Here is a 14389-nt window from a genome sequence, read left to right as displayed (position 1 = left end):
GAACGGACTAGGAACTTGCCTGGAAGTTCAACACGGCCTGTAACAAGCGCAAATTAAATTAGTTCCCACGCAACAGAAATTCTTTTGTGTTGACGTAACCCGAAAGCATCTTTCCCTTATTTGCCAACTTATCAGGACTGACACATGAAACTCAAACTTATCGCACTGGCCGCCGTTTTGGCTGCCGCTGGTTCCGCCAATGCCGCCCCTATTGACAATGGCCAACTTGGCAACGGTGGCTTGTTCTTCAACATCTGGGATGGCGCCAATTCCTACAGTCGCAATCTGGGCTACAGCATCGACAGTTTCGAAGCAGGTCTGGCTGCCGCTGGCTCCTTCAGCCACGTCTTTGCTGCTGATGCGACCTTCACCTCTTTCATGAGCGCTGTTGACACAACTACGCTGAAGTGGAACGTGTCCGCAACCGACAGAATGGGCGCAAATCGTGTTTTGGAAACGTTTACAGAACCCAAGCCATTGACAGGCAAAACAGCTGACGTTGTTCGCACGCTCGCTGGCGGTACGTCGGCCTTTGTTGATCAACTGAATCTCAAGTTGGCTTCCACCGATTCAGCCACCTACGCTTCTGGTACCCCGGGCTACACCGGAGCCAATACTGCTATCACTGGTACTTCGTTGAACTTTTCGAACGCTGGAACGTTTGCAAACAATTCAGTTGCCACTGGTCTGAGCTTCATGCGAATCAATGCTGCTTCTACTGGTATCGCTGCGTCGACCTACAACCAGTACCTTGACGGCACCGATGCCGTCAAGGTTTATCTGGATGGAAGTAATGCTCTGCACATTTCTGCCGTGACGGCTGTGCCGGAACCGGAAAGCTATGCCATGTTGCTGGCTGGTCTGGGCTTGATGGGTGCCATTGCCCGTCGCCGTAACAAGAACTCTGCTTAATTCCTCCCCACTTCATTCAAGGACTTTTCATGAAATTCAATAAATTATCCGCCCTGTGTGCGCTCGCATGTGTTGCCATGTCCGGCCAGGCCATGGCTGCCACTGCCTTGAGCACTGCTGACAAGGCCATCGTCGACGATGCCAACACCAACAATCGTGTGGTGTTCATCTCGGGCGCTTCTGCCGTGCAAAAGGGCTTCACCGGTATTGTGGCTGGCCTGTTCACCGGCACGCCAGTTCGTTTTGCCAACACCAGCGCTTCTTCGAAGGACTTCGAGGCCGTGGCCGGCAAACTGGCCGTTGCTGCTGGCGGCTGGCCAGCCAGTTCCAACGTCATTGTGATTTACCGCGTCAAGGGTGGTTCCGCATTTGGTGTTGACCCTGTTGCCCGTAACACGCTGATCGAATCATTGAACGTCACCTCTGGCGCCAGCGACTGCACCTCTGGCAACGGCCTGGTTGCCACGCCTTACGTTTGCACCACCACCCTGGCTTCGCGCTCTCCTGACGCGGGTGTGTCCGACGTCGCTCCGGCCCTGTTTCATGGCTCGTACAACACAGAAGGCGAAGTGTCCGCTCCGGCTTTGACACCGGCTGAACTGGCGCTCCTGACCCCTACCCCAATCTATGGCTTGGCGTTCGGTGTGCCGGTCACCAGCAATGTGCCTTTGGTCAACCTGAACAAGTCGGTTGTCTCGGCCATCATGACCGGCAACATCGGCACCTGGAATCAGGTCGATGCCAGCCTGCCAGCTGATGACATCCTGATTTGCCGCCGCGTGCCTGGCTCTGGCACGCAGGCTGTGAACAATATGTACTTCGGCAACTATCCTTGCGATACTGGTTCATCGTTTAACGTTCCTGCAGACCGCGATGCTTCAGCTGCCTGGGACAACGCCAGCAACACCTACACCGTGGGCGCCAACACCGGTGGCCTGGTTGTGATTGAAAACTCGACTTCTGGCGATGTGCGCACCTGCCTGGACAAAGCCGTGACCGGTGGAACCTACACCACCAAGGACCGCGATGGCGTGGCTGTGACGGTCAATATCACCGCTGGCCACAAGGCGATTGGCGTATTGTCGATGGACGGTCTGAGCAGCTCCAAAACCACGGGCAACTGGCAGTTCCGTTCGCTCGACGGCGCTGGCACCTACACCTGGGACAACACCGCTGCGGCGCCCGTGGCCTCTGGTACTGGCAAGTTCCCGACGCTGGCTAACTATGTGGACGGCACATGGGACCAGCAGGGCTGGGTGTCCTTCAACGTGCCTGCACGCACGACAGGCAACAAGGCTGCTCTGCTCGCCAACTTTGTTACCAAAGCACAAGACCCCGCCATTCTGGCCAGCATTGCTGACCTGAAAAACGTGGCCGCTGCCATCCCCGGCGGTGCTTACGCCGGTACGCAGGTGCTGCGTGCTGCCTATCTGGGTGGCAATCAGTGCGCACCTTTGAACCGTAACTACTGATCGGTTGAGCACCTTCGCCACTCGGCGAAGTTTGTGCAAAACAGTGGCGACACGCGGGAAACTGCGTGCCGCCTGTTCCGTTTTTGGCTTGGCAGCCGCTATCCATGGACAGATGAGTTTGATGATGCGTAATAAATTGTGGACTAGCTGTGTGTGGGGCCTCATGGGCGTGTTTGCATCGAGTGGCGCATGCCATGCGCAAGAGGCACAAAAATTTGACGTATTCGAGTACCGGGTGGAAGGCACCACGCTGTTGCCGACCATCGTGGTCGAAAAAGCGGTTTACCCACACCTGGGCGAAAAGAAAACGCTGGCTGACGTGGAGAATGCGCGCGAAGAGCTGGAGAAGGCCTACCACGGCGCAGGTTACCTCACGGTACTGGTGAGCATTCCGCAGCAAAAAGTGGATGGCGGCGTGGTGACGCTGGCCGTGACCGAAGCGCCGGTGGACCGGCTGCGCGTGGTGGAGTCGCGCTATTTCAGCCTGGGCGCCATCAAAGCTGGCGCGCCGGAGCTGGCAGAAGGCAATGTGCCGAATTTTCCGCAGATGCAGGAAGAGCTGGCCGCCCTGAATCGCAGTGGCGACCGCCGCATCACCCCCGTGCTGCGCCCGGGCAAAACCCCAGGCACGGTAGAGGTGGATTTGAAGGTGGAGGACAAGTTGCCGCTGCACGGCAGTGTGGAAGTCAACAACCGCTACAGCCAGGACACCACGCCCACCCGTTTAAGCGCCAGCCTGCGCTATGACAATCTGTGGGACAAGCAGCACAGCCTGGGGCTGACGCTGCAGGGCGTGCCGGAGAACCCCAACGAGAGCCGCGTGCTGTCGCTGAACTACACCTGGCCGCTGGCCTCTGGCAACTACTTGGCGTTCTATGGCGTGAAGTCGGATTCGGATGTGGCTGCGCTTGGTACGCTGAACGTGGTGGGCAAGGGCGTGATCCTCGGTGCCCGCTACATCCTGCCGCTGCGCGGACGCAATGATTTCTTTCACACTGCCACGCTGGGCGTAGACCACAAGGACTTCAGCCAGGCGGTAAACCTGATTGGCAGCGGTGGCTTCAACACGCCCATCACCTACATGCCGTTCACCCTGGGCTGGGACGGCACCTGGCTCGGCGAAGGCCGCAGCACCAAGCTGGGCATGGCGTTCAACTTTCACCTGCGCGGGCTGGTGGGCGACGAGCAGCAGTTTGCCGACAAGCGATTCAAGGGTCGCTCGGGTTATGCCTACCTGCGCGGCAGCGCATCGCACAGCGACACCGCAGCCAGCGGCTGGGGGGTGGGTGCGCGCACTACCTGGCAGCTCTCGCCGCAGCCCTTGATCTCGAACGAGCAATTCACTATTGGCGGTGTTGATACGGTGCGCGGCTACCTGGAGTCCGCCGCCTCAGGCGACACCGGCATCGCCTTCAGTCTGGAAGCCAGCACGCCCAACTTCGCGAAACGCATGAGTGATTCGCTCGAGGATGCGCATCTGCTGGCCTTCGTGGACGGCGGCACGGTGAACGTGCTCTCTCCAATCACCGCGGATGACCACTACACGCTGGCCGGCGCCGGGCTGGGGATGCGCTTGAAAGGCTGGCGAGGCGCATCGGCCGCGCTGGACTGGGCGGTGGCGCTGAATGAGCTGGGCAACACGAAGCGCGGCGACAGCCGCCTGTATTTCAAATTGGGCTACGAGTGGTAACTGAGGCTAGGGGAACAGAATGAATCGCAACCGTTATCGACTGGTATTCAATACGACCGTAGGCATGATGGTGCCCCTGGCGGAAACCGCGCGTGGGCGCGGCAAGGCGGCAAGCAGCTCGGTGCTGGTGGGTGCGCTGCTTGCGGGGGTGGTGCTGTCCAACGCAGCACAGGCTGAAATGCCGGTCGCCAGCACCGGTGGGGCGATTCCGAATTTTGTGGCCGCCGGGCAGGCGGGTTATCAGGTCAACGGCAATCAGGCGTTCGTCAACCAGGTGGGCAACAAGGCCATCCTCAACTGGCAAAGCTTTAACGTCAGCGCCGGCAACAACGTGCAGTTTCGTCAGGTCAATAGCCTGAGCAGCAACAACCCGGTGCAGGGCGCCAGCTTCACCTCGCTCAACCGCATCTGGGACAACAACCCCAGCGTCATCGCGGGCATGCTCTCGCAGGCCGCCGGCCAGAAGGCGGACGTGATTCTCGTTAACTCCAACGGCATTGCGTTCATGGGGGGCTCTCAAGTCAACCTCAATAATTTCACGGCTAGCAGTCTCAATATTGACAACAGCTTCGTGCTGAATTCGATGCTGAGCGACAACAAGCAGGCACAGTTTGAAAAGGCCCTGGACGGCGGCGAGGGTCGCGGCTTTATCAAGGTGTTCAAAAATGCCAAGATCACGGCCGGTAGCCAGGGCCGGGTGATGCTGATCGCGCCCACGGTGGTAAACCGGGGCACGATCACGGCACCTGATGGCCAGGTGATTCTGGCGGCCGCCACCAAGGTGTATCTGCGCGCGGTGGATGATGCGAATCTGAACGCGCGCGGTCTGTTGGTGGAGGTGGACAGCCCGACTGGCCTGAATAATTTCACTAGCGCCAACGCTGCCGTGAAAGACGGTCAGCTTGATGGGCAGGCCGTAGGCCTTACCAACGCCGCCGAGGACATGCTGGGCCATGCCTCCAACCTTGGCGAGCTGTCTACCCCGCGCGGCAACGTGACGATGGTGGGTTACGCCGTCAACCAGAGTGGCATCGCGCGGGCGACGACTTCGGTAGTGGCGAATGGCTCGGTCTATTTGATGGCCAAAGATACCTCGACCCTGACAGCCAACAGCCGTGACTCGACGCGCGGTGGGCGTGTGGTGTTGGGCGAAGGCAGCCTTACGGCGGTGATGCCGGAGGTAGATGACACCACTGCGACCGTGGATGGCACGACCGGCACCGGCTTGGCAAAGCTGTCCGAGGTGCGGGTGCTGGGGCAGACCGTGTACATGGCAAACGGGGCCACGATCGCAGCGCCGGCAGGCAAGGTGGACCTGATTGCGGTCGACAATCCCAGCACGCTGTTGGGCGGGCTTGGTCCGCTGGATACGGCGCTCGCCAACGCGTCGACCACGGCACGCGTACATGTAGCAAGCGGCGCCAAAATTGATGTCGCAGGTTTGACTGATGTAGAGGTTTCTGCGGCGCGCAACACGGTGGAAGTTGAACTCCGGGGGGACGAACTGAAGGACAGCCCGGTTAACCAGAAAGGGCCGCTAAGGGGGGAGAAGGCCTATGTGGACATCAACCGCGCGCTGGCCAATGCCAATGCGGGCAAGTCCACCTTGATCGCCAAGGACAGTCTGGAGGCCTACCAGGCGCGCCTGGAGCGCACGGTGGCCGAGCGCTCCACCGCGGGCGGCACGGTGAAGATTCGGTCAGAAGGCGAAACCATATTGGAGGCGGGCGCGGAGTTCAAACTCTCCGGGGGCAACCTGAAGTACACGCCGGCCACGGTCAAAACCACGCTGCTGGTGGCCAATGGCAAACTGGTTGATCTGGCCGACGCCAATGCGGAAACTCGCTACGACGGCATTGCGACGCGCTATGTGGTGGATTACGCGCGCTGGAACCAGAAGGAGGTGATTGATCTGGGGCAGAGCCTTCGCTTTGATCCTGGCTATATCGAGGGCAAAGACGCGGGCAGTTTGAGTATCGTGAGCATGGGCCCGGCTTTCATGCGGGCCAACATCGTGGGTGGCACGGTAGACGGGGAGCTGCAGCGCGCCCCCGGAACACAAGCCAAGGGCGTCACGTTCACGATGGGTACCACCGCCGTTGGCGGGGACTTGAAAGATTACAAACTTAACCAGAAAGTGGTGCTGGACCGTGCCGCGGTTAGCCTGCCTTCGGACTTCGGCATGGGCAGCGTGCTATCCGATGCATTGAAGGAAACGCTTGCACTGGATGCTGCGTTGCTGGCAAAAGACAAGGTGGCAACCCTGAAGGTTTACACCAACCAGGCGGCGGAAGTGCGCTCTGCCTTGCGCGCGCCGCTGGGTGGCGGCGTGACCATTGCGGCAAACAATCTGCTGGTGAAAGCCGATGTCGAGGTTCCTGGGGGAGTTATCGACCTCGCGGCGCGAAACAATGTTTTTTCGCCTCTCAACGATACCTTGCTCAAGGTGGATGCGGGCGTTCGCCTAAGTTCTCGCGGTGCCTGGGTGAACGAACTGCCCTCCATGGCGGCAAGTGATCTCAGTTTGCCCCCGGTAGACGCCGGCAGTATCAGCCTGGTGGCCGATACCCTGGCCTCATCCGGCAATTTCGATTCGCGTGGCACGGTGGCGCTTGGCCAAGGGGTGGTCATCGACGCTAGCGGTGGTGCCCGCGTGGGCAGCACGGGAAAGTTAACCGCAGGCAAGGGGGGGGCTATAACCCTCGCTGGGTATGCGATCGAAGGGTTGACAGACAACGTGTTGGCCTACGGGCTGGAAAAGGGCGGGAAGCTCAATTTAACGACCAATCGCATCAAAATTGGCGGCGCAGCGGAGAATGATTTTGGCACGCTCGTACTCGATCCCTTGTTCTTTACCCGAGGCGGTTTTGCCGACTTTGGGTTGACCGCACTGTCCACTTTGGAAGTGGCACAGAACACGGCAGTTCGCCCGACTGTGGCGAATCGCGAGCTGATTGAAAGCTATGCGACACATCAGACCGGTGCCACGCTGGCAGATTTCAGCCGGCTGGCGGTGCGAGACAACCGCGTGCGTCAAGCTGCCAATCTGAGCCTCGCCGCCAAGCAAAGTGGCGCTGGCACCGGTGAATTGCTGATCGGCAAGGGCGCGCGCATTGAGGTTGATCCGCTAGGAAAAATTGCGCTGGAGGCGCGCAACACCGTGGACGTCGAGGGCACCCTGGTGGCCCACGGTGGAGCGATTGACGTGGTGCTGGACCGCAGCAGTGGCGTGGTCAGCAGTGCTGCCAACCAGAATGCGCTGTGGCTTGGTAAGGACGCCGTACTCGACGTTTCAGGCATCGCACAAACCTACAGCGATGGCCGTGGCCTGACCCAAGGCAAGGTGCTTGCCGGCGGGTCTGTGAACCTCAACGCCAAAACGGGCTACGTGGTGGCCGAAAATGGCTCCTACATTAATGTCTCTGGCGCGACGCCGGTACAGCTAGGGGTGCCGAACGAAGGCGGTGGGCTGGGGCGCTTAGTGGGTAGCGACGCCGGCGCGCTGACGGTGTTCGGCGAAGAAGGCATTCTGTTGGACGCCAGCCTGGCCGCGCATGCCGGTGGCGTAGGAAATCGCGGTGGTGTGCTTGGCATCACCTTGTCGAAAAACGCGCACGTCCCTGGTCAGACCTTCGACACGGACGCGCGGACCATTAGCCTGGCAACGAACGTAGCGCCGCAAACTGCCGGATTGTCAGCCAGCGTGGCAATTCCCGTCACTGGGGTGGTGCGTGCCCGCATCGGCACCGACAAGCTGGAAGCCGCTGGCTTTGACCGCATGCGCTTCTCCAGTCGTGACGCGATTGGATTGGAAGACGGGCTTAACCTTGGCGCTGGGCGCGCACTTCCCTTGCGGGAACTCAAGCTCGACGCTGCGCGTATCGAAACCTTGGGCGGCGATGCGGCACTAACGGCCGAAACGTTGCTGGTGGGCAATTACAACCCCGATCGAGTGGGCAGCACGAGCGCGGTGACGAGCACGGGGGTGCTGACGCTCAACGCGCAACAACTTGAGTTGGCGGGCAAGCTGCGACTGGAAGGCATGGCGCGGGCGCAATTCAATGGGCTGGAAGCCATCGCTCTGGCGGGCGTGACTGCTGGCGCCGCGCGCCCGGTTGGTGAGCTCCGCGCCGCTGCCGATCTGGTGTTCAACGGTGCCGTCGTGGCACCTTCCACTTACACGCAATACAGCGTTCTTGCGCCAGGCAAAAGCGTAAGCTTCACGCGCACTACTGACGAGCCGACGGAGCCATTGTCGGCATCAGGCAGCCTGACGATTGAGGCGCAGGATATCGTACAGGATGGCAACCTGTGGGTGCCGTTTGGTCAGATCGATTTCAAGGCAAGTGAGTCGCTTACGTTCAAGAGCGGCAGCCTGACCTCTGTGGCTGCGACACCAGGCAGCCTGCTACCTTTCGGCAAGATGGTGAATGGCCGGGCCTGGGTGTACGACGTAGACCCAGACAAAGTCCCAACCGGTCAGCTGGAGCAGGCTGGTTTGGGCGAAAAATCTATCCGCACGGCAGGCAAGTCCGTGGACATGCAGGCGGGCGCCAAGATCAATCTGGCTGGCGGTGGCGACATGCAAGCCTATGAGTTCACGGTGGGGCCGGGTGGCTCGCGCGATATTCTCAGCGATGCCAATACCTTTGCCATCCTGCCGAGTTACAAGGGTGGCGTCGCGCCCGGAGATACACAGGAGGCGAAAGGCTTCAACCGTGCTGTGGGCGACGCGGTGTATCTGTCCGGCATGCCGGGTCTTGCCGATGGCATGTATACGCTGCTGCCCGCGCACTATGCTCTATTGCCGGGTGCCTATGCGGTCAAGCTCAACACGGGCATCAAAGATCTGATGCCGGGCCAGGCCTTCAGTGGCCAGGATGGTGTGCGCATGGCGTCGGGGTATCTGTCTGATAGCCGTGCCAACGCGCCACGCGATGCCGCTTGGCAGGGCATCCAGGTGCTCACGGGCGATCAGGTGCGGGCGCGCTCCGAGTTCACCTTGACGCGGGCGTCGGACTTTTTTGCGGATGGCAAAAACCGGCCACAGGACGCCGGTTTACTGTCGATCGCTACCAGCGGCACGGGCAGCGACAGTTTGAAACTTGACGCGACCTACCGACTTGAAGCTGGTAGCGACGGACGCGGCGCGGCGGTGGACATCAGTGCGCTGAAGCTGGCCATCACCAGCGGCTCGCCGTCCGGGATTGCCGCCGACGTGACGCAAATCGACGTGGACAAGGTCAATGCACTGGGTGCCAGGAGTTTGTTTGTCGGTGGCACACGTGTCGCGGGCGGCGACGCCACAACGTTGACGGTGGGCGCACAGAGCGTGACGCTTGCCAACGACGCCGGTCATGCCTTGAAGGCCTCCGAGATCATTCTGGCGGCCGTAGACACGCTGACCCTCAAATCGGGCAGCGTGATCGACGCGCAGGGCGACGCGGGCGATGCCGGAAGCTACACCACGCATGGAAATGGTGCACTGGTGCGAGCGGCTTCAACAACCGCTACGTTCGCGCGCACCGGTAGTCCCGATCGCAGCCAGGGAACGCTCGTCGGCGAGATGGGCAGTGTGGTGCGTGCCGCGGACTCCATCGTGCTTGACGCGACCAAGGAAAGTGCATTCAAAGGCACGGCTGAATTCCGTAAAAACGGCACAGCGGTGGCTGGCAACTTCGCAGTAGGGGCTACGCGCATCAACTTCGGTACGGCACCTGCCAGCGCTGACGGTATTACCTATAGCCAAGCCGAACTGGATGGCTTGAACAGTCTGAAAGGGCTGACGCTCACCAGTTACAGCACCTTTGATCTGCACGGCGATGTCAATGTTGGTGGCCTTGATGCCACTGGCAAACCTACCCTGCAAAACCTGACTCTGCAAGGTGCTGGCCTGGCCGGGTTGGACAACAGCGGCAAGACGGCGAACCTGCGGGCAAAAAATATTGCCCTGAACAATCCTTCCGCGGTGGCCTTTGTGCCGGGCGCGGCGCTGGGCACTGGTGCATTGGCAGTTCTCGCAGATACGCTCACGCTGGGTGAAGGCAATAAATCGGTGCAGGGTTTCAGCACGGTTGCGATCACGGCAAACGAACTTGTGGGGGCGGGAATAGGCAAGACCAACGTGGCCGCTCCTGTGACGATCAATGTTGCGCGTATTCGGGGTGAAAAGGGTGCGGATCAAACCTTGACCGCGACCGGGGCGCTCGCGGTGGCGAGTCGCGCGGCCGACCGGGCACTGGCGCAGGTGACGCCGCTGGGCGCCAAATGGGCACTGGCTGGTACAAGCGTTGACTTCAATACCCGGGTTGAACTTCCATCGGGCCAGTTCAAGCTCAATGCAACGGGTGGCGATGTGAACCTGGGCGCCGATGCCCGTGTGGATGTGGCCGGGCGCAACGTGAGCTTCTTCGACGTGACGCGGCCCACCTGGGGCGGAAGCGCGGAATTTACCAGCGATATTGGCAATGTGAGTTTCGCCAGTGGCTGGAACGTTGATGTTTCGGCCGCCGCCGGCGCGGATGCGGGCACATTCACGGTGCGCGCGACTGGCGGCAGTGTCACCCTTGCTGACGGCAGCGTGACGGGCACTGCAACGCCGGATGCTGATGGCAAGCAAGGCGCCGGCGCGCGCGCAGAAATCGATGCGGGCACGCTGAACAACTTCTCTGCAATCAATACTGCGTTGAACACGGGCGGTTTTGACGGCGCACGCAGCTTGCGTGCACGCACTGGTGATGTGGCCGTTGTGGCTGCCGACACAGTGAAGGCAAAGCAAATCAATCTTGCCGCCGACGGCGGCAAGATTGACGTGGCAGGTTGGCTTGACGCGTCTGGTGCACAACCCGGGCGCATCGAAATATTTGCAAAAAACGATGTGAACGTGCTGGCAAACGCCAGGCTGGATGCCAAGTCCAGCGGTGCCAGACAGGACGGCGGCGAGATCGAGATTGGCAGTCGCGACGGGGCCCTGAACCTTGCGACGGGGAGCAATGTCAATGTTTCCGGCGGCAGTGGCGGGCGCGGCGGCAGCCTGCTGTTGCGCGCCCAGCGCACCGGCAATGACGTGGCCGTGAGTGCAGTGGACAGCATCATCACCGGCGCACGCGCAGTGTCGATTGAAGCAGTGAAGGTCTACAACAACATCAACACGCTTACCGCTACCGGTGCTAGCAGCGGCACTACCCTGAGCCTTGCCTCGATAAATTCCGATAACACCGCATTTGCCAGCAACCAGAGCGCGATCAAGACACGCTTGGGCAAGACCGGTGATGCGGCTTTTCATTTCTTGTCGGGTGTAGAGGTACGTTCTTCTGGGAATCTCACGTTGGGCACTGGCGCGGCCACGACGGACTGGAATCTGCAGGCCAGTCGCGCGGGCGGCGAGGCGGGTGTGCTCACCTTGCGTGCGGCGGGCAATCTGGATATCAAAAGCAATCTGTCGGATGGTTTTAGCCATGCCACGGCATTCAGCAGCGGCACCACGCCGGCGACGCTTGTCGCGGGTGATTCATGGACGTACCGCCTGGTGGCGGGCGCTGACAGCGCCGCGGCCAATCCGCTGGCCGTTGCGGCTGCCAAGGACGTTACCCTGGCGGCGGGCAAGTTGATTCGAACTGGTACTGGCGACATCCGGATTGCGGCAGGGCAGGATATCAAGCTGGCGGCCAATACGTCGGTGATTTACACCGCTGGACGCATTGCCGATGCGGTGCAAAATTTTGTCGCACCGACCACTACGCAGCGAGCCTATTTCACCCAGGACGGCGGCGATGTCAGCTTGACGGCAGGTCGCGACATCGAGGGGAAACCATCCACGCAGCTTTACTCGGATTGGCTGTTCCGGCAAGGGCGTTTGACCGCCGATGGAACCGCTTATGTTGCGTCGCAGGGCTCGCCCGCCTGGTGGGTGCGTTTCGACCAGTTCAGACAAGGGATCGGCACCCTGGGCGGCGGCGACGTCACAGTCCGCGCCGGCGGCCAGGTTAAAAACCTGTCTGCCAGTGCGCCAACACAAGGGCGAATGGCCTCGGCGACGCCTGACGCTAATGCACTCGTAAAAACCGGCGGCGGAACGGTGCGCGTGCAGGCTGGTACCGACTTGCTCGGTGGCCAGTACTACGCTGACAACGGCGATGTGGTGCTGAAGGTGGGCGGCAAGGTGGGCAGTGGGCAAGTGGATACGCTGTCAAGCACCTTGAGCCCGGTCTACAGCATTCTTGCGCTGGGAGATGGCCAAGCGCACGTGCAGGCGCAGGACGACGTGAATATCCAGGCCATTCTCAATCCACATCTGTTGATGCAAACATTTGGCAGTACGGATACCTCGAATATTGGCGCCGGCACCACGCGCGACGCTCGCCGGACCTTGTTCTCGACCTACGGAGAAAAAAGTGGAGCAAAGCTGGAGAGCTTGACGGGGAATGTTACCTTGCATGATCCGCTGGTCAGCAACAGTGCAGGTTCCTTGAAGAATATCTACCCCACTGTCTTGGCCTCGTCAGATGTCCTCCAGCAAACCGGTTCGTTGGCATCGTTGAACTATTTGCCGCCAAGCCTGTCGGTCGTTGCCTTCCAGGGCGATGTCGTGAACAACAGTGCGATGACTCTGCTGCCCGCGGCAAACAGCCAGCTTGAATTGTTGGCAAAAAAATCGGTTCAGTTGAATGCGGGCATCACCATGAGTGACCGCGATACTGCGCTGATTGCAGGTGCGGCCCGTCCGGTCAGTTTGCCGAGTCAGATTCTTGGCACCCAGATGCATGCGGTCGTACCGGTGCATGCGGGGGACGCCAAGCCGGCGCGCATCTTTGCGACTGAAGGCGATGTGAAGGGCTTGGCAACCGCAATAGCACTCACTGTGCCCAAGTCCGTGGCGGTACGCGCCGGGCGCGATGTGCGCGACTTCACCATCCAGGCGCAGCACCCCAACGCTGGCGACCGCAGCGTGATTGAAGCAGGGCGTGACGTGGTGTTTTCGGCGGGCTCCAATCGCAGTGACACGCAGGGCATCTTTATCGGTGGGCCGGGACGGATAGAGGTCACGGCGGGTCGCAACATCGACCTCGGGACCTCGGGCGGCATTGTCAGCCGGGGCGAACTGGACAATTCTGGCTTGTCCAGTGGCGGAGCGGATATCCAGGTACTTGCAGGCGCTGGCTCTGCCGGTTTGGACGCGACGGGTGCGCTCAACCGATTGATCGCCAAGCTGGATGCGGGCGCAACGGACGAGCCTACGCTGTGGCTGGCGCGCTGGCTTACTGGGAACAAGCAGCTCAATGCTGGCAATGCCTTGGCAGCCGTGCGTAGTGTGGCCGCGCAAGGTATGGATGCACAGCGAGACAGTGTGCGTGGCCTCGTATTTGCTGCCCTGCGCCAAACCGGGCGAGATGCCAATAAGGCCGATAGCGGCTTTGCCAGCGATTTCGCGCGTGGTTACGCGGCGCTGGAACTGGTGTTCCCCGGCATCGGCGAGAAAACCCCGGATGGTAGCTTCAAGAATTACCAGGGTGACATCAATCTCTTTGCCAGCCGAATCAAGACCGAGCGTGATGGCAACATCGAATTCATGATTCCCGGTGGCGAAATGATCGTGGGGCGTGCCAATACGTCGGATGCGCTGGTCAACCCCAATAAACTGAACAACGATGTGCTGGGTATCGTGGCAGCAGCCAAGGGCGATATCAAGGGCTTTTCACGGGGCAGCATGCTGGTCAACCAGTCCCGCATCATCACGGTGGGTGGCGGCGATGTCATGTTGTGGTCGAGCGAAGGTGACATTGACGCTGGTAAGGGTAAGAAGACGGCTGCTGCCGCTCCTCCACCCCTCATCAAGACAGATCCCAAAACGGGTGCGGTCACACAGGAACTTCAGGGTGCGGCCTCTGGCAGCGGCATCGCCGCGCTCTCCAGCGGCGGTGTCAAGGCGGGCGACGTTGATCTGATCGCGCCCAAGGGCACGGTCAACGCAGGCGACGCCGGTATTCGCGCGGGCAATCTCAATATCGCCGCGCAGGTGGTGCTGGGGGCGGACAACATCTCGGTATCGGGCAAGTCGGCAGGAACACCAGTTGCCGACACCAGTGCGGTCACCGCGTCAGCGTCTGGCGCCACCTCCTCAGGGGACGATCTATCCAAAACCACTGCGGCTCTCAGTCAGTCTGCGGCTGATTCCGCCAAGAGTGCGCAGTCTCTGGCCGATTCGTTCAAACCAACGTTTGTTCGCGTGGATGTGCTCGGATTCGGCGAATGATTTTTTAACGCTCTTTTGTCATTCGTTTGAAACAGATATTTTGTAACCTCAGCAGTTGGCCAG

At 60.5% G+C, this 14389-nt stretch carries 4 protein-coding genes; all 4 read left to right on the top strand.

Translation table 11 applies throughout. From position 1 onward, the window contains the following. Window positions 1-144: 144 nt before the first annotated feature. The 4 genes from AC097W_RS09995 (at window position 145) to AC097W_RS09980 (ending at window position 14326) form a co-directional block, all read left to right on the top strand. On the top strand, window positions 145-912 hold the full coding sequence (locus AC097W_RS09995) for an FxDxF family PEP-CTERM protein (RefSeq protein ID WP_479602351.1): 768 nt from the start codon (window positions 145-147) through the stop codon (window positions 910-912). A 29-nt stretch (window positions 913-941) separates the two neighbouring features. Beyond that, window positions 942-2384 (top strand): hypothetical protein, encoded by a 1443-nt coding sequence (locus AC097W_RS09990; protein ID WP_479602350.1) that lies wholly within the window; start codon window positions 942-944, stop codon window positions 2382-2384. Window positions 2385-2505: 121 nt separating this feature from the next. Next, entirely contained in the window at window positions 2506-4074 is a 1569-nt protein-coding gene (locus tag AC097W_RS09985; RefSeq protein WP_479602349.1) for a ShlB/FhaC/HecB family hemolysin secretion/activation protein, read from the top strand. Window positions 4075-4093: 19 nt separating this feature from the next. Then, window positions 4094-14326 (top strand): filamentous haemagglutinin family protein, encoded by a 10233-nt coding sequence (locus AC097W_RS09980; protein ID WP_479602348.1) that lies wholly within the window; start codon window positions 4094-4096, stop codon window positions 14324-14326. Window positions 14327-14389: the final 63 nt, after the last annotated feature.

The sequence above is a fragment of the Rhodoferax sp. GT1R46 genome, assembly GCF_056521285.1.
This window is presented reverse-complemented; position numbering and strand designations above follow the sequence as displayed.

Bases quoted from the DNA above. Each gene is read 5' to 3' on its own strand.
- AC097W_RS09995 (WP_479602351.1), top strand. From the start codon at position 145: ATGAAACTCAAACTTATCGCACTGGCCGCCGTTTTGGCTGCCGCTGGT.
- AC097W_RS09990 (WP_479602350.1), top strand. From the start codon at position 942: ATGAAATTCAATAAATTATCCGCCCTGTGTGCGCTCGCATGTGTTGCC.
- AC097W_RS09985 (WP_479602349.1), top strand. From the start codon at position 2,506: ATGATGCGTAATAAATTGTGGACTAGCTGTGTGTGGGGCCTCATGGGC.
- AC097W_RS09980 (WP_479602348.1), top strand. From the start codon at position 4,094: ATGAATCGCAACCGTTATCGACTGGTATTCAATACGACCGTAGGCATG.